The sequence below is a fragment of the Cryobacterium sp. TMS1-13-1 genome (assembly GCF_004403125.1).
Lineage (GTDB): Bacteria > Actinomycetota > Actinomycetes > Actinomycetales > Microbacteriaceae > Cryobacterium > Cryobacterium levicorallinum.
The window spans coordinates 34967-51516 of sequence record NZ_SOGX01000001.1 but is presented as its reverse complement, the minus strand read 5'-3'; the positions used below and the strand labels follow the sequence as shown (position 1 = coordinate 51516).

Genomic DNA, 16550 nt, shown 5'->3' with positions numbered 1-16550 from the left:
TCGAGACCACTTAGCCCACACCGAGCATCCACTACCGATGCCGTAGCATTTAAATATGACTGGCACCAAACTGACTTCCGGCACCGAATGGTGGCGCACGGCCGTTATCTATCAGATCTACCCGCGGTCCTTCGCCGACGCAAACGGTGACGGCATGGGTGACCTCGCCGGCATCAGCTCGCGACTGCCCCAACTCAAAGAGCTTGGCATCGACGCCATCTGGCTCTCTCCCTTCTATACGTCGCCGCAACGCGACGCCGGCTACGACGTCTCCGACTACTGCGACGTCGACCCGCTGTTCGGCACCCTGGACGACTTCGAGGTGCTGCAGCGCACCGCCCACGACCTGGGCATTCGCGTCATCGTCGACATCGTTCCGAACCACTCCTCGAGCGACCACGGCTGGTTTCAGGCAGCCCTCGCCGCCGGCCCGGGCAGCGCAGAGCGCGCCCGTTACACCTTTCGCGATGGCAAGGGCGAGAACGGCGACCTGCCGCCGAACAACTGGGAGTCCGTCTTCGGCGGCCTCGCCTGGACCCGCACGACCGACCCCGACGGCACCCCCGGCCAGTGGTACCTGCACCTGTTCGACACCAGCCAGCCCGACTTCGACTGGGACAGCGAATGGGTGCGCGAACAGTTTCGCGCGGTGCTGCGCTTCTGGCTCGACCGCGGCGTCGATGGTTTTCGAGTGGATGTCGCGCACGGCATGATCAAGGCTCCCGGCCTCCCCGATTACACGCCACCCGCCGAGGGCGGCAGCATGGGCGGCGCCCCGGCCACCCTCGAGCCCGGCATCAGCGCCGAATCGCCCGTGACCGCGCCCTACTGGGCGCAGGACGGCGTGCACGAGATCTACCGCGACTGGCACAAGGTGCTCGCCGCCTACCCCGGCGACCGCGTCCTCGCGGCCGAAGCCTGGGTCGACCCGCTCAGCCAGATGGCCAAGTGGGTGCGCCCGGACGAGATGCACCAGGCCTTCAACTTCGCCTACCTTGAGACGCCCTGGAACGCAGCAAAGCTCAGGAGCGTCATCGACGAGTCGATCGAAGCCTTCGGCAACGTGGGAGCCCCGAGCACCTGGGTGCTCTCGAACCACGACGTGGTGCGGCACGCTTCCCGGCTCGCCCTCACCGGCGAGAACCTGCAGGGGCACGGCATTGGGCCCAAGACCGTTGGACTGCCGGACACTGCGGTCGGGCTGCAACGCGCGCGGGCAGCATCCGCTTTGATGCTGTCGCTGCCGGGCTCGAGCTACCTCTACCAGGGCGAGGAACTCGGGCTGCCCGAGGCCGTCGACCTGCCCGACCACGCCCGCGAAGACCCCACCTGGTTTCGCACCAACGGTGAGCGGTACGGGCGAGACGGATGCCGCGTGCCGATTCCGTGGGAAGGTGCGAGCGCGTCGTTCGGCTTCAGCACCGGCGCGAAGAGCTGGCTGCCACAACCGGCTGAGTGGGCCGGACTGGCCCGCGACCAACAAAACGGTGTAGCCGGATCCACCCTCGAGCTGTACAAGCACGCGCTGAACCTGCGCCGCGAGCACTCCCTCGCCTCCGGCACGGTGGAATGGATCGACGGCTTCGGGCCGGACGTCGTGGCCTACCGCAACGGCGACGTGACGATCGTGGCGAACACGGGCGCGGCATCCCTTCAACTGCCCGCCGGCGACGTGCTGCTCGCGAGCGAAGACCTCGTCGGCCGCACCCTGCCCGGTGACGCGACCGCCTGGTTGCGCGCCGTAACAGCATGACCGACGCGCTCGACCAACCAGACGATGCTGCAAACACCGCGCTGGGGACCATCGCCGCCATGCGCGAGCTCAAGCTCGAACTGACCCGATTCATGATGTCCTACAAGTTCGCGACCGACGAAATGCTGACCAAGATCAACATTTTGAAGGAAGAATTCAGCTCGATTCACGACTACAGCCCGATCGAGCATGTCAGCTCGCGGCTCAAGTCGCCGGAGGGCATTCTCAAGAAGGCCATCCGCAAGGGGCATCCGCTCGAGCTCGATGGTATTCGTGACAATATCCAGGACATCGCGGGAATTCGCATCACCTGCAGCTTCATCTCCGACACTTATCGCATTCGCGACCTGCTCGCCGGGCAACGGGATGTCACGGTGCTGCAGGAGAAGGACTACATCCGGGAGCCGAAGGCGAACGGCTACCAGAGCCTGCACCTGATCGTGGCGATTCCAGTGTTCATGTCGGACCGGGTGCAGCCGGTCACGGTCGAGATTCAAATTCGCACGATTGCGATGGACTTCTGGGCCAGCCTCGAGCACAAGATCTTCTACAAGTACAACGGCGCCGTGCCCGACACGCTCGTCGAGGACCTGCGGCAGGCAGCGGATGCCGCCAATCGCCTCGACGTGAAGATGGAGCTGCTGCACGACCAGGTCGTGGCGCGGGGGCCCGCTGCCGATGACGCCGACCTGTTCAGCTTCGACGGCCTGCCGCCGTTTCCGCTGCCAAAGGGCCTGCTCGAGTCCTTCATGCGCGGGCGCACGGAACCGGAATAGCCCCGGGCACCCCGGCGTGGGCAGGTTTCCGCCCACACAGGCGCATAACTAACACGAAAATAGGGTGGGTTCTTCGCGCGCCGACGGGTGAAACGGGTGAACGTGGGCTAATTCGTGTTGGCATAAAGCCACTCGAGGGGGTCGATCTTGGTGCCGTCCTTGCCGCCGATTCGGATGTCCAGGTGGAGGTGCGGGCCGGTCGACATGCCTGTGCTGCCGGTCTTGCCGATGACCTGGCCGACCTTGACCAGGTCGCCCTCCTTGAACAGCATCGATCCGTGGATCATATGCGCGTAGACGGTCGTGACGAGCTCGCCGTTGATCATGTGGTCGATCATCATATGCACGCCGAGGCTGGCTTCGCCGTCTTCGGCGTAGCTGACCACTCCGTCGGCGATAGCCTGAATCGGCGCACCGATACCCGGGTTGAAGTCCTGGCCGCCGTGGTTAGCGGAGCATCCGGCGCAATTTCGCGGGCCGAAGCGGTCGCCGATGTGCACACCGACGGCAAACGGCCACTGAATGGTTCCGTTCGGGTTGTTGGTAAAGGTATCTTCCAAACGGATGCCGCTGGCCGCGGCCACCTCGGCGATCGAGCTTGACTCATACCCGTCACGTTCGACGGTGAGAGTGTCGCCGTCGGCCAGGTCCATGCTCTGAATGTCTTCGGCCGGCAGAACGCGCTGGGCTTGCAGAGCTGAGGCCTGCACGTCCTGCGCCGAGAGCAGCGCCTCAGCCGGAAGGGACGTGGCGACGGCCATCAGGGCGACGAAGGACATCGCGAGGATCGACGCACCCTTAGCGGCGCGTTTGCGCATGCTGCTGCCGAGCGGGCGCGACGGGGCCGCGCGACGCGGCAGCGTGCCGGCCGGAACGAAATCGCGGGCTGGAGCGAAGGACTCCCCCGCCGTCTGCTCGGTGCGCTGGCGGCGGCGAGGCCGAGCGCCGGCCGCGGGAATTACGGTCGGAATCGACTGGGTGTCACCGAGAACCAGCAACTTTTCGTAGTCGGTGGGCTCGGCATCGGCGACCGCGACGGCCGCGACGATGCGGTCGGTCTCGGTCACAACGGGCGGTTCGAGGTCGGGTTCGGTCAGGTTCGCAGCGACGATCAAATCGGCGGCAGGGCTGAGCCGCACGACCTCTGCGACGTTTTCGTCGACCGGCGCTGCGGTGGCGAATGCCACGCGCTCGCGCTCGCGCTCGCGCAACTGACGCCGGGTCAGGGCCGCAGGTTCCACGGGGGGAAAGACAGCGTCGTCACTCTCGCCGGACACGGAAGTATCCAGGGATGGAGTGTGACGTGACAAAGTGCAGCTTTCAGCGAGGCGGACGGGAACTGGTGCTCGTACTGGACAACGCCGAACAACGACTGGCCAATATAACGAATTGATTAAGGATAGCGCGCAAACCTGAGAGTAGCAGAGGAACGCAACGGATCACACCCCGATTTGGGTAAGTGGGTAAAGAGTCAAGCTTCCTGCGCGGGAGCCGGAAAACGGTCGAATAGCTCGGCCAGCACGGGTTCGAACTGACCGTAGAGGCTGGGAGCTGCGGCGATGAGCAGGTCGCGACCCTCGGCATCCGCTTGCAGGGCGCCGACCCGGGCACCAGCCTCGCGGGCGATCAGGGCGCCGGCGGCGTGATCCCACGGGTTGAGTCCGCGTTCGAAATAGAGGTCGAGCCGCCCGCAGGCGACCGAACACAGGTCGAGTGCGGCCGACCCGATGCGACGGATGTCCCGCACCTGGCCGATGAGACCGCCAACGACGTTCGCCTGCCACACCCGCCGCGCCGCCTCGTAGCCGAAGCCCGTGCCGGCCAGGGCGAGCGAGAGCGGAACGTCCGGGTTCACGTGCAGGCGCTGGTCGCCGAGCCAGGCTCCCGACCCTTCGGAAGCGGTGAACACCTCGCCGAGGGCCGGGTTGACGACCGCGCCGGCGAGGGTGTTCCAACTGGCCGGATCGGGATCGCCCTGCACCACGGCGATGCTGACGGCGTAGAACGGGATGCCGTAGAGGTAGTTGACGGTGCCGTCGATGGGGTCGACCACCCAGGTGAGCCCGCTCGTTCCGCCGGTCGCGTCGGATTCTTCGCCGTAAAACCCGTCGTTCGGCCGGGCGTCGGAGAGCAATTCACGAATGTGCCGCTCGACCTCACGGTCGGCCGCGGTGACGATGTCCTCCGGCGAGGACTTCGACGCGGCGATCTCGACCCCCTCGGCGCGGCGCCGGTGGGCGAGCGCGCCCGCGGTGAGGGCGATGGTGCGTGCGAGGTCCAGCAGCTCGGTCGGGGCAGGATGCGTCATGCCCCCACGCTACAGGTAGCGGTGTTAACGAGAACAGGCAGGCCCTGAGGCCTGCCTGTTCTGCTGGTGGCGAGTGCGAGGTTCGAACTCACGAAGGCTACGCCGTCTGATTTACAGTCAGATCCCTTTGGCCGCTTGGGTAACTCGCCAGACGCTCCCGACCAGGTGTAATCACTTGACCGGAGACGCGGGGTTAACAATACAAGACGAAATGCCTCACCGAGAAATCAGCACGTTTGACAAGGCGGGCGTCTACCCGGCGGGCGGCCCAACCCTACCGGCCGGCGGGGTGCGCAGCTCGGTCGACGTGTAGCCGCCGAGGCCCGCGAGTCCGCTCTCGGTCTCGGTCTCGGAGCTGGCGATGGCGGCATTCAGATCGGCCAGAATCACCGTGTCACCGATGTCGATTCCCGACCTGATCTCGGTCAGTTCGGAACCGACCGCACCCACCATCACCTCGGTACTCATCGAAACGCCATTCTCGAGCAGATCGACCGTGTAAATCGCATCGGCCAGGTGCACGGCCGAAGTCGGCACGGTAAACACCTCGTCGAGGCTCGCCACCGCAACGGCGACCGCGGCCGAGCCGCCGTTCAACAAGGCGGGGTCGGTGCTCTCCAGCGCAATCTGCACCGTATAGGACGGCGTTGACGACGATGACACGTTCAGGATTCCGATCGAGCTGACCATTCCGGACAACTCGTCGTCAACGCTCGCGACATCGACGGCTGCGCTTTGGCCGACGACGACCCCGGCGATGTCGGGGAGCGAGACGGTCGTGCTCACCACGAAACCGTCCTCACCGATGATGGTGATCACGGCACTGGACGATGACGCCGTGACGGTGTCACCGACCGCCAGGGCGACGGCCGCGACGGTACCGGCGATCGGGCTGGTCAGCGTCGCCAGCGTCAGATTGCGCTCAGCGATCGCCAGCTCCGCGACGGCCGCGTCGATCTCGGCCTGGTCGGTCACAATGGTTTCGGCCGAGGCGACCGTTGTGGCCGCAGCGCCACCCGCGGTGGTGCTCGGCAGTTCGGCAGCGGATGTCGCAGCCGCGCTGGTCGCCGACGCGGCGCTTGATCCGGTGCTCGCGCTGGTGCTCGGAACCGTGGCGGCGGTACTCCCCGTCGAACCGGACTTCGCCGTGCCGGCTACCGCTTTCTGTAGCGCGCTGACGGACTGGTTGAGGTCATCGACGAGCGTGAGCACGCCAACCTGAGCCTCGTTGGTCGCGGTCTGGCCGGCGAGCACGGCGGTGATGGCGCTCTGGCAGTCGGCGAGGGCGAGCTTCGCGGCCGCAAGCTTCTCGGCTGCGGTCAGGGGGGTCGCGGCGGTCTTGTCGGTGGTCGTATCTGCAGTCGTATCTGCAGTCGTATCTGCAGTTGTGTCCGTCGTTATATCTACCGTTGTGTCCGTCGTTATATCTACCGTTGTGTCAGCAGTCGTATCCGCGGTCGCGTCCGCGGTCTCATCCGCCGCAGCCTCGTCGAACGCGGCCTCCAGGAAGGGCAAGCAAACGTCGGTCGTCGACGCGATGGCGGCGTCGGTCGCGGCGAGCGCGGTCACGGCCGCGTCGTACTGGGCGAGCAGGGCGGCTTGCGCGGCGCCGACCGCCGTGACGGCTTCCGCCATAGCGGTCGAGACCGCGCCGGTCGAAGCAGAGGTCGAAGCAGAGGAGGCCCCCGAGGCAGCGCCCGCACCCGACGCAGCAGACGTCGTCGAGGTGGCCGCAGCATCCGTTGTCACGGTGCTCGTCGCGCTCGCCGTCGCCGTCGCCGTCTGCGAGTCGAGGTCACTCTCGAGAGTGATCTCGGCGCTCGCGACCTGGGCCTCTGCCTCGTCGATCGCGTCGTTCAGGCTCGCAACGTCGAGGGTGGCGAGGGTCTGTCCGGCGGTCACCGTATCACGCAGGCTCACGGCCACGCTGCTCACCGTGCCGGCGACCGAAAACGATGCGTCGCTGCGGCTGGCTGAGGCCAGGGTCCCGACCAGGTCGAGCGATTCGCTGACCGAACCGAGCGCGGCTGCGACCGTGCGGTAGTCGCCGCCCTCGGCACGGGTCAGGGCGTAGGCGACGCCGCCGCCGGAGGCGACGAGCACAGCCGTGACCGTCCCCACAGCGAGTAACCGCCGGTGCTTCTGCCGGGCTGCACGCAGCCTCTTCGCGGATGGCTGGTGCTGTACAGCGGATGGCTGGTTCTCCCCAGTGGATGCCGCCGCGCTCGTGTTGGTCGCGGTGCGCTTACTCATTTGCGTCGCCACCCATTCGGCCACCGGGGCCGGCCATGGCGCTCACGCAGCCGTCGTCGCCGGCCACCGAGAGTGCGACAGCACTAGCCGCAAAGCTTCCGGTGTCGTCGGCCTCGCCCTGGGCGCTCGCGCACAGTCCGACCGCAAGCGCCGACGCATCAGACGCGGATGTCTTGGTGTAGCTGGTCGAGTCGTCGACCGTCACCGTCTCGCTCGCCACCACACCGTCAACGTCGGTCAAATCGACCGTGATGGCGGTTGCGGTGACCGCGGTGACGAGGCCGGTCGTGCGGGGACCGAAGCCGCCGGCATCCGCTGGCAGATCGGTCGGCATACCAGTCGGGGCGGTCCCGTCGGCACCCATCGGCATATCCTCGGGCAGATCGGTTGGCATATCGCTTGGCATATCGGTCGGTGGCGTGCTACCGGGCATGCCACCGCCACCCAGTCCGCCCAGGCCCGACGCGCATGCGCCGTCGACCGCGTCGGTGACGGCGACGGCGACGGCGACGGCGACGCTCGTCGCGACGGTTGCGGCATCCGTGCCGTCGGCCGCTGCCGCACTCGACACATTCACGCACTCGCCCACGCTGACGTCGGCCAGTGTCGCGGCGAGCGTCGAGGTGAAGGTCGTGGCGTCGGAATAGGTCACCGCGGTCTGGGAATCACTGTCCTGCAGCTGAAAGGTATGCCCGGTCAGAGCCCCGATCTCGCCGGTAAGGCCGGGCGCGACCCTGGCTTGCTGTTCCGTTGACGTGTCCGTCGTGCTGGCCGCGGCCGCCGTGCTGTCGGTGCCGGCGCAGCCCGAGAGCAGCAGCACGCCGCCGAGGGCGAGTGCCCCGCCAGCGAATGCCGCCCGGCGCTTGAGTTTCATCATGTCAGTGGTCTCATTTCGTTCGAAAGCATGGAAGTTATTCACTGCGCAGGGCGTCAATGGGAGCGAGGCGGGCGGCCAGGGTTGCCGGGTAGACGCCGAAGCTCAGGCCGATCACGATGGCGACGCCGATGGAGAGCCCGACCGCGGCTGGCGAGACGACGATCGAGCTGCCGATCACGCCCGGCAACAGCAGGGCCGCGGTGACCCCGAGTATCGCGCCGAGCAGTCCGCCGCTGAGGCCGAGAATGGCCGCCTCGATCAGAAACTGCCGGCGGATGGCGCCTGGCGGCGCCCCGAGGGCCTTGCGCAGGCCGATCTCGCGGGTGCGCTCCGAGACCGAGACAAGCATAATGTTCATGACGCCGATGCCGCCGACCAGCAACGACAGCGCCGCGACGCCGGTGAGCAGAATCGTGAGAGTCTCGTAAACGACCGTTGCGGTGCTCACCAGGGCGTACTGGCTGCTGATGGTGAAGTCGGCGGCCGTGCTGTCGGTGATCGAGTGCAGGTTCAGCAGCAGGGTTTCGGCCTCCTGGTAGGCGGCCGAGAGTTGCCTGTCACTCGCCGCCTGCAGGTAGATGGTCGACACGGCCGCGCTTTCGGTGCCGCCGACGAGTACGCTCGCAGCGGTCGAGAACGGCACGATGGCCACGTCATCGAGGTTGGACGAGGAGTCCGATCCGGCCGCATCGAGCACGCCGATCACCTGGAACGTTTTGTCGCTGATCACCACGGACTGGCCGACCACCCGCTGCGTACCGAACAGTTCGTCGGCGGTCTCAGGGCCGAGTACCACGACCGCGGCCGAGGTTTCCTCGTCGTCAGCACTGATGAAAGCGCCCATGCTGAGCGTGCGGGCGCGCACGTCCAGCCACGACGTGGTCGTGCCGGTAACGGATGTCGTCCAGTTCGTGTCATTCGCTTCGAGCGACAGCGACAGGGTCTTTTCGGCGGCGACCGCGGAAATATCGGGAGCGTTAACGCTCGACGTAAGCGCCTGCGCATCCGCTATGGTCAGCGTCGAAGTCGAGCCGAAGCCGCCGCGCAGGCCGGCGGTGTCGGTGCTGCTGCCGGGGGCGATGATCAGCAGGTTGCTGCCGAGCGAACTGATCTGCGCGCTGACGTCTTTCTGGGTGCCGAGGCCGAGGCCGACGGTGAGGATGACGGCGGCGATTCCGATCAGAATTCCGAGCACCGTAAGGATCGACCGCAGTGCGTGCGAGTAGACAGCGCTCCAGCTGGTGCGGAAGGATTCGAGCCAGCTCATGCGGCAACCTCCTCGGTCAGTTCGTCCTGGAGAATTTCGCCGTCGCGCACCCAGATAATGCGGGCGGTCCGGCGGGCGACCTCGAGCTCGTGCGTGATGAGCACGATGGTGCGGCCGCGGGCGTGCAGTTCGTCGAACAGGGCGAGCACGTCCTGGGTCGACACCGAGTCGAGGTTTCCGGTCGGTTCGTCGGCCAGAATCATGGTCGGCTCACCGACCAGGGCGCGAGCCACGGCCACGCGCTGCTGCTGTCCGCCGGAGAGCTCGCCCGGCCGGTTCTCGAACCGGTCACCGAGACCGACCCGGTTGAGCGCCTGCTCGGCGCGGGCTTTGCGCTCGTGCCGCGGCACTCCCCCATAGGTCAGCGGCAATTCCACGTTGCGCCAGGCCGTCAGCGACGACAGCAGATTAAAGCCCTGAAACACGAACCCGATCTGGCGGTTGCGAATCTCGGCGAGTTCGACCTCGTCGAGATCGTTCACGTCGGTGCCGCCGAGGCGGTATTCGCCGCGGCTGAGGGTGTCGAGGCAGCCGAGAATGTTCATGATCGTGGACTTTCCCGACCCCGATGGCCCCATGATGGCGACGTATTCGCCCTCATGAATCGCGAGGTCGATGCCCTTGAGGGCTTCGAATTCGATGCTGCCGGAGCGGTAGGTCTTGCCGGCGTTACGCAATTCGATGACCGGGGCATCCGCTTTCGACGGCTCACCCATTGTCGGGACCTCCGGGCATCTGACCGGCCGGAAAGTCGCCGGTGGGCATGTCGCCGGTCGGCATCATGCCGGTGCGGTCGGTGCCGGTGTTGCCGCTGCCGGGGGTGAAGTATGCCATGACGACCTCGTCGCCCTCGGCGAGTCCCTCGGTGATCTCGGTGAGGTTGCCGATCGTGGCCCCGACGGTGACCGGCGTCGAGACCTCGTTACCGTCGGCGTCCAGTACGGTCACAACGGATTCCCCCGCCACGCTGGTCACAGCGGCGCTGGCCACCGTCAGCACGTCGGTGCGGCGTTCGTACACGATGTCCGCGGTCACCGCGACGCCGTCATAGAGGCCCTCAGTGGATCCGGTGACCACGACGACGACCGGGTAGGCGGCCACACCGGTGCTCGTTGAGGGCAGCAGGCCGACCTCGGAGACGGTGCCGAAAAACTCAGTGCCGTCATCGAGCGCCAATTCGACCTGGTTATCGGCCGCGATGAGGGCGGCATCCGTTTCACCGACGGTGAAGTCGACGGTCCAGGAGTCAGTGCCGACGATGGTGAAGGCGGCGCTGCTGGCGGTGGTCGTCGCGCCGGCTCCGGTTTCCGCCGTTCCGGCCGCTGCGCCGCCGCTCGCTGCGCCGTCGGTCGTGCTGCCGCCCGAGACGGCCTGGCCGACGGCGACGTTGACCACGGTGATGAGTCCGGCGACCGGCGCGGTGAGTGTGACGGCAGCTTGCGCGGCCAGGGCCTCATCGACACCGTTCTGTGCCGTGGTCGCGCTGGCCTCGTTGGCGGCGATCTGGGCCAGGTCGGCCGTGCTTGTGTCACTCGCGTCCTCGCTGTCGGCCAGTTTCGCTGCAGCGGAGGCGAGGGTGGCGCGGGCCGCGAGCAGCTCGGCGTCGACGGTGAGGGTGTCGACGGTAGCGAGCACGTCGCCCGCCGCGACCACCGTTCCGACGGCCACGTTCACCCCGGTGACGTTTCCGGATGCCGCGAAGGACACCTCCTCCTGCACGGTCGGGGTGAGGGTGCCGCTCGCCGTGACGCTCTGTTGCATGGTCTCGAGACTCGCGGCAACGGTCTGGGTGGCCGGGGTGGCCTCGGCACTGGTCGGCTGGGCGGCAATGAACCACCAGGCCCCACCGCCGACCAGGGCGAGCACGATGACGCCGCCGCTGAGCACCCACCACCGGGCTTTCATTTGGCGGATGCGTGTGCGCAGCTTCATTGTTCTCCTCAGATATTCACCTTCGGCACGTTGTTCCCTGTGCCGCTACAACGAACCTAAGGACGCTGTCTATGCCCGAGGCATCCGTGGCCTATCAAACGCCTATCAGTAACGCGAGAGCGCGTTTGGAGTGCTTAATCGCGCACGTCGTGCGCTCTCGCGGGTCAGATACCATGGGGGAATGGCAGATTCAACGTTCGACATCGTCAGCAAGGTCGACCCGATGGAGGTCGACAACGCCCTCAACCAGGCGCACAAGGAAGTCGCGCAGCGCTACGACTTCAAGAACGTGGGGGCCTCGATCGCGATGAGCGGCGAGAAGGTGCTCATGAAGGCGAACACCGAGGAGCGAGTCAAGGCGATCCTCGAGGTGTTCGAGTCCAAGCTGATCAAGCGCGGCATCTCCCTGCGCAGCCTCGATGCCGGCGCGCCGTTCGCCTCCGGCAAGGAGTACCGCATCGAGACGTCGATGAAGGCCGGGATCGACCAGGAGAACGCGAAGAAGATCAGCAAGATCATTCGCGATGAGGGGCCCAAGGGCGTCAAGAGCCAGATTCAGGGCGACGAACTGCGGGTCAGCTCGAAGAGCCGCGACGACCTGCAGGCGGTCATGGCCCTACTCAAGGGCAAGGACCTCGACGTGGCCCTGCAGTTCACGAACTTCCGCTAGCCGCACCTCCCGCACCTCCCGCACCTCCCGCACCTCCCGCACCATTTTGGTCGCCGGGCCCACCTTATGGAAGCGGGCCCATGATAGAACATGGGCCCCGTTTCCGGGCCCGGGCCCGGTCAGAAGAGAGGGGCGGCGCGGGCTCCTCCGCGCGGGAGACCGCGACCATTTCGTCGCGGTCGACGACCTTAATGCGGGTGCGGCCAGCCGCCTCACCGAGCGCGAGCTCGTGCTGGTCCAGGTTGTGCCAGCCGTCAAGTCCGGTGTAGCGCACGCCGCGATCGGAGAGCAGCGCCACGATGCTCTCCTCCGACGGCGACTCGGGCCGCCACCAGTTCCCGAGGTCATTGATCAGGTGCTTGATGGTTTCCATCGCGTCGCTCTTGGTATGGCCGATCAGGCCGACCGGCCCGCGCTTGATCCAGCCGGTCGCGTAGACGCCGTACATCTGCTGGTTGAACAGCCCGCCGGTCCCGGCCGAGGGGTCGCGCCGCAGTACCTGACCCTCGCGGTTGGGAATCACACCGCGCTTCTTGTCGAACGGCACGTCGGCCAGCTCCGACCCGAAGTAGCCGACCGCCCGGTACACGGCCTGAACCGGGATCTCGCGAATCTCACCGGTGCCGACGACGCCGCCGGCGGCATCCGTTATGGTGCGTTCCCAGCGAAACGCAGCCACCCGGCCGGTGCCGTCATCGACGACCTCGACCGGCTTGGCGAAGAAGTGCAGGTGCAGGCGGCGGCTGGCCGTGCCGGTCTCGCGGGTGCGCCACGCGTTCAGCGTCTTGTCGATCACGAAAACCTGCTTGTTGCTCGCGACGGCATCCTTGGCGGCTTCGTCGTAGTCGAAGTCCTCGTCGTAGACGATCATGTCGACGTCCTTCAGCTCGCCGATCTCGCGCAGCTCGAGCGGCGTGAATTTAACGGATGTCGGCCCGCGGCGCCCAAACACGTGCACGTCGGTCACCGGTGACGCCGCGAGCCCGTCGTACACGTTTCCGGGAATCTCGGTCGGAAGCAAGTCCTCGGCGTGCTTGATCAGCATGCGGGACACGTCGAGGGCCACGTTGCCGTTGCCGATCACGGCGATCTCGCGCGCCTCGAGCGGCCAGGTGCGCGGCACGTCGGGGTGACCGTCGAACCAGCTGACGAAGTCGGCGGCGCCGTAGGAACCGTCCAGCGAGGCGCCCGGAATGTTGAGGTCGGCGTCCTGCACGGCCCCGGTCGCGAAGATGACCGCGTTGTAGTGTTTCTTGAGGTCGTCGAGGGTGATATCGACACCGAACCGCACGTTGCCGAACACGCGAATATCGCCGCTGTCGAGCACCCCGCGCAGGGCGGTGATGATGCCCTTGATGCGCGGGTGGTCGGGCGCGACGCCGTAGCGCACCAGCCCATACGGCGCGGGAAGGTGGTCGAACAGGTCGATCGAGACCTCAAAGTTGCGCTCAGCCTTGAGCAGAATGTCGGCGGCGTAGATGCCGGCCGGGCCTGCGCCGACGATGGCCAGTCTCAATTTGGTCACGAAAGTTTCCTTACTGCGCGAGCAGTCGGGGCAAGCCCCAACACGCTCTAGCTGGAGCGCTCGACGATGGTCTCGGCGAATCGGGTGAGAGCTTTCTTAACCGAGCCCTTCGGCAGCGGGGCGAGGGCAGCGACCGCGTCGCGGGCCCAGCCGTGCGCCTCGGCGAGGGTTTCGGCGGTGACGGCGTGCTCGCGCAGCGCGGTGATGGCCGCATCGGCAGCCTCACCCTGTTCAGCGCCGGCCGACATGACGTCGCGTTCGAGTCGCTGCAGCAGATCAGCGGATGCCCCATCGCTCACGGCGCGTTCCCGCAACCGAAGCAGCGGCAACGTCACCACTCCCGCCCGGAGGTCCGTTCCCGGCACCTTGCCGGTCTCCTGCGGCTGCGGCGACAGGTCGAGCACATCGTCGATGAGCTGAAAGGCCACGCCGATCTTCTCGCCGAAGTCGACGACGGGCTGCTCGAACTCGGCCGGAGCGTTGGAGAACACCACCCCGCCCTGCGCGGCTGCCGCGATGAGCGAGCCGGTTTTGCCGGCGAGCACCTGAATGTAATGCTCGACCGGGTCGTCGCCGGCGCGCGGGCCGACCGTCTCCTGAAACTGGCCCATCACGAGGCGCTCGAAGGTGGTCGCCTGCAGCTTGATGGCGCGCTCACCGAGCCGGGCCATCAGCTGACTGGCACGGGCAAACAACAGGTCCCCGGTGAGGATAGCGATGGAGTTGCCCCACACCGTTTGGGCGCTCGGTACGCCGCGACGCTTGTCGGCATCGTCCATCACGTCGTCGTGGTAGAGCGAGGCGAGGTGGGTCAGTTCGATGGCCGTCGAAGCGGTGACCACGTCGGGCACAATGCCCTCGCCCAGGTGCGCGGTGAGCAGCGCGAGCATGGGACGCACCCGTTTGCCGCCCGCGTTGAGCAGGTAGCGGCTGGTGACCGTGGCGATTTCGTTGGCGTAGACCAGTTCGGCGAGCAGGGCGTCTTCGACCTGTTCAATGCCGGAATCGATGTTCGCGGCCAGGCCACGATCGGCGGAAGTCGAGAAGATACGATCGCCGAGGCCCGCCTGGCTAGTCACCGACGCGCTGCGTCGGATCACGGGGGCTCTGGATTTCACGTAAGTCAGCCTATCGAGTTGATCAGGATTTGGTTCCACGGTGCAGCGCCACGATGCCGAGCGTGAGATTGCGGTAGGCGACGCTGGAGTAGCCGGCCGAGCGCAGCCATCCGCTTAATACCGGCTGGGTCGGCCAGGCCGCGATGGACTCCCCCAGGTAGTCGTAGGCCTCGGCGTTCGACGAGGCGAGCCGCACGACCCGCGGCATCACGTGGTTGAGGTAGGCGAAATAGCTCTGGCGCACGAGCGTGAGCGGCGGGGTCGAGAACTCGCAGATGACGACGCGGCCGCCGGGCTTGGTCACCCGGTAGAACTCGGCGAGCGCCTTCTTCGGTTCGACCACGTTTCGCAGCCCGAAGGAGATGGTGACGGCGTCGAATTCGTTGTCTTTGAAGGGAAGCGCCGTGGCGTCGGCCTGCACGAATTCGATGTTCGGGTTGTGCGCGTGACGGGTCTTGCCGACCTCGATCATGCCGGCCGAGAAGTCGGCGGCGACGACGTGGGCGCCACTGTGGGCGAGGGCTGCGCTGGAGGTTCCGGTGCCGGCGGCGATGTCCAGAATGCGCTCCCCGGCCTGCGGGTTGACGGCCTTGGTGGTGGCGAGGCGCCAGAGCGACGCGTTCCCGACCGACAGCAACGCATTTGTGCGGTCATAGTGGGCGGCCACCTCGTCGAACATGGCAGCCACCTGCGCGGGCCGTTTGTTCAGGTCTGCTCTATTCACCCCATCATTCTAGGTCGCTCGGGCGGGGCGAAACTGCATGGTTGCCGGGGTACGCGTTCGTATCGGAGCAGCGGCGCGGGCGTAGGCTACAGAAGTGAATGTGCAGGCCTTGACGGTCGAAACCTCCCCGATAGCCGATATCCGCCAACTGATCCTGCTGCTCGATGGCCGCACGCCCCTGCTCTGGATGCGTCGCAACCAGGGTTTGGCCGGCATCGGCTGCGCGCTGCGGCTCGAATTCTCCGGCCCGACCCGCATGATGGATGCTGCGGCGGCGTGGAAACAAGTCGTCGCGCTGGCCACCGTGACCGACCCGCTGGCCCGCACCGGCACCGGGCTGCTGGCCTTCGGTGCGTTCGCCTTCGACGAGTCCTCCGCGCAGACCAGCGTGCTGATCGTGCCCGAGATCATCGTCGGCCGCGAAGACGGCCAGTGCTGGGTGACGCGCATTCACTTGACCGGCCAGACCGCCGGCGCGAACCCGCTCGCGCTGCATCCGCTCGGCGACGAGTATCGCATCGCGCTGCTCCCGGGAGCGTTACCCCCCGCAGACTTTCGCACCGCGGTCAGCTCCGGCATCGAACGCATTCGCACCCAACAGGTCAACAAGGTCGTGCTCGCCCGCGACCTGGTCGGGCGGGTGCCGGCCGAGTCCGACCTGCGCCGCGCCATCAGCAAGCTCGCGCTCGGCTACCCGGACTGCTGGACCTACGCCGTCGACGGCCTCATCGGGTCGAGCCCGGAAACCCTCATTCGCGCCGACCACGGCTCGGTCAATGCCCGGGTGCTGGCCGGCACGATCTCGCGGGGAGCGGATGCCGAAGACGACCGCGAGGCGGCCCTGACCCTGGCGACCTCGTCGAAGGACGGCGACGAGCACGAGTTCGCCGTGCAGAGCGTGCTCAAGTCGCTGCGCCCGCACACCTCGGTGCTCGCGACCAGTGATATTCCGTTCACGGTGAAGCTGCCGAACCTGTGGCATCTCGCGACCGACCTCGAGGGCACGCTGAGCGACGGGTCGACCTCGCTCGACCTGATCGCTGCGTTGCATCCGACGGCCGCGGTCGCCGGAACGCCGACCCTCGAAGCCCTGAGCCTCATTCGCGAGCTCGAACCGTTCGACCGCGGCCGCTACGCCGGGCCGGTCGGCTGGGTCGGCGCCGACGGCGACGGTGAATGGGCGATCGCCCTGCGCTGCGCCCAGGTCGCCCCCGAGGGCGGCATTACCGCCTACGCCGGCTGCGGCATCGTGCTGGACTCCGACCCCGACCGCGAGCTGGCCGAGACGAAGATGAAGTTTCGCCCGATCGTCGAGGCCTTCGGCTAGCTCGCGGCAGCCGAGCCCCG

At 66.9% G+C, this 16550-nt stretch carries 14 protein-coding genes and 1 tRNA gene; 4 read left to right on the top strand and 11 right to left on the bottom strand.

The annotated features are described in order from the left end of the window. The first annotated feature begins 55 nt into the window (after positions 1-55). Together E3T31_RS00280 and E3T31_RS00275 are read left to right on the top strand one after the other, a co-directional pair. Positions 56-1753, top strand: coding sequence for a glycoside hydrolase family 13 protein (locus E3T31_RS00280; RefSeq protein ID WP_134466960.1), 1698 nt, complete (start codon positions 56-58; stop codon positions 1751-1753). Then, a complete protein-coding gene (locus tag E3T31_RS00275) occupies positions 1750-2529 on the top strand; it encodes a GTP pyrophosphokinase family protein (protein WP_198416952.1) in 780 nt (259 codons plus the stop codon). Before E3T31_RS00280 ends, E3T31_RS00275 begins: the two co-directional genes overlap by 4 nt. Positions 2530-2636: 107 nt before the next feature. Here E3T31_RS00275 and E3T31_RS18550 read toward each other — a convergent pair whose 3' ends face one another. The 8 genes from E3T31_RS18550 to E3T31_RS00235 form a co-directional block, all read right to left on the bottom strand. Next, positions 2637-3806 carry a M23 family metallopeptidase gene (locus tag E3T31_RS18550; RefSeq protein ID WP_134466959.1) on the bottom strand — a complete coding sequence of 390 codons (1170 nt, stop codon included), beginning with the start codon at positions 3804-3806 and terminating at the stop codon, positions 2637-2639. A gap of 194 nt (positions 3807-4000) precedes the next feature. Next, positions 4001-4837 carry an inositol monophosphatase family protein gene (locus E3T31_RS00265; RefSeq protein ID WP_134466958.1) on the bottom strand — a complete coding sequence of 279 codons (837 nt, stop codon included), beginning with the start codon at positions 4835-4837 and terminating at the stop codon, positions 4001-4003. Positions 4838-4901: 64 nt separating this feature from the next. Then, positions 4902-4986: transfer RNA gene (locus E3T31_RS00260), tRNA-Tyr, on the bottom strand. Positions 4987-5089: 103 nt separating this feature from the next. Beyond that, on the bottom strand, positions 5090-7090 hold the full coding sequence (locus E3T31_RS00255; protein WP_134466957.1) for an HlyD family efflux transporter periplasmic adaptor subunit: 2001 nt from the start codon (positions 7088-7090) through the stop codon (positions 5090-5092). Then, the gene (locus E3T31_RS00250; protein ID WP_134466956.1) at positions 7083-7967 is read right to left on the bottom strand and encodes a DUF5666 domain-containing protein; all 885 of its coding nucleotides are present in this window, start codon (positions 7965-7967) and stop codon (positions 7083-7085) included. Before E3T31_RS00250 ends, E3T31_RS00255 begins: the two co-directional genes overlap by 8 nt. Before the next feature lie 34 nt (positions 7968-8001). After that, positions 8002-9234, bottom strand: a complete 1233-nt coding sequence (locus E3T31_RS00245) for an ABC transporter permease (protein ID WP_134466955.1) — start codon at positions 9232-9234, stop codon at positions 8002-8004. Then, positions 9231-9950: an ABC transporter ATP-binding protein gene (locus E3T31_RS00240; protein WP_134466954.1), complete on the bottom strand. Its 720-nt coding sequence runs from the start codon at positions 9948-9950 to the stop codon at positions 9231-9233. The genes E3T31_RS00245 and E3T31_RS00240 overlap by 4 nt, the downstream gene beginning before the upstream one ends. After that, positions 9943-11166 (bottom strand): efflux RND transporter periplasmic adaptor subunit, encoded by a 1224-nt coding sequence (locus tag E3T31_RS00235; RefSeq protein ID WP_134466953.1) that lies wholly within the window; start codon positions 11164-11166, stop codon positions 9943-9945. The genes E3T31_RS00240 and E3T31_RS00235 overlap by 8 nt, the downstream gene beginning before the upstream one ends. 181 nt (positions 11167-11347) lie before the next feature. Here E3T31_RS00235 and E3T31_RS00230 point away from each other — a divergent pair, with 181 nt between their 5' ends. Continuing rightward, on the top strand, positions 11348-11836 hold the full coding sequence (locus E3T31_RS00230; protein ID WP_134466952.1) for a YajQ family cyclic di-GMP-binding protein: 489 nt from the start codon (positions 11348-11350) through the stop codon (positions 11834-11836). 64 nt (positions 11837-11900) lie between these two features. Here the strand turns inward: E3T31_RS00230 and E3T31_RS00225 are convergent, their stop codons facing one another. From E3T31_RS00225 to ubiE, 3 genes are read right to left on the bottom strand one after another with little or no spacing between them, the layout of a single operon-like run. Then, positions 11901-13361, bottom strand: coding sequence for an FAD-dependent oxidoreductase (locus E3T31_RS00225; protein WP_134466951.1), 1461 nt, complete (start codon positions 13359-13361; stop codon positions 11901-11903). Positions 13362-13408: 47 nt separating this feature from the next. Next, the gene (locus tag E3T31_RS00220) at positions 13409-14479 is read right to left on the bottom strand and encodes a polyprenyl synthetase family protein (RefSeq protein ID WP_233194921.1); all 1071 of its coding nucleotides are present in this window, start codon (positions 14477-14479) and stop codon (positions 13409-13411) included. Between the two features lie 22 nt (positions 14480-14501). Beyond that, positions 14502-15203 (bottom strand): bifunctional demethylmenaquinone methyltransferase/2-methoxy-6-polyprenyl-1,4-benzoquinol methylase UbiE, encoded by a 702-nt coding sequence (gene ubiE, locus E3T31_RS00215; RefSeq protein WP_104131648.1) that lies wholly within the window; start codon positions 15201-15203, stop codon positions 14502-14504. 94 nt (positions 15204-15297) lie between these two features. Between ubiE and E3T31_RS00210 the strand changes: the two genes are divergently transcribed. After that, on the top strand, positions 15298-16530 hold the full coding sequence (locus tag E3T31_RS00210) for an isochorismate synthase MenF (protein WP_241977436.1): 1233 nt from the start codon (positions 15298-15300) through the stop codon (positions 16528-16530). Positions 16531-16550 lie beyond the last annotated feature (20 nt).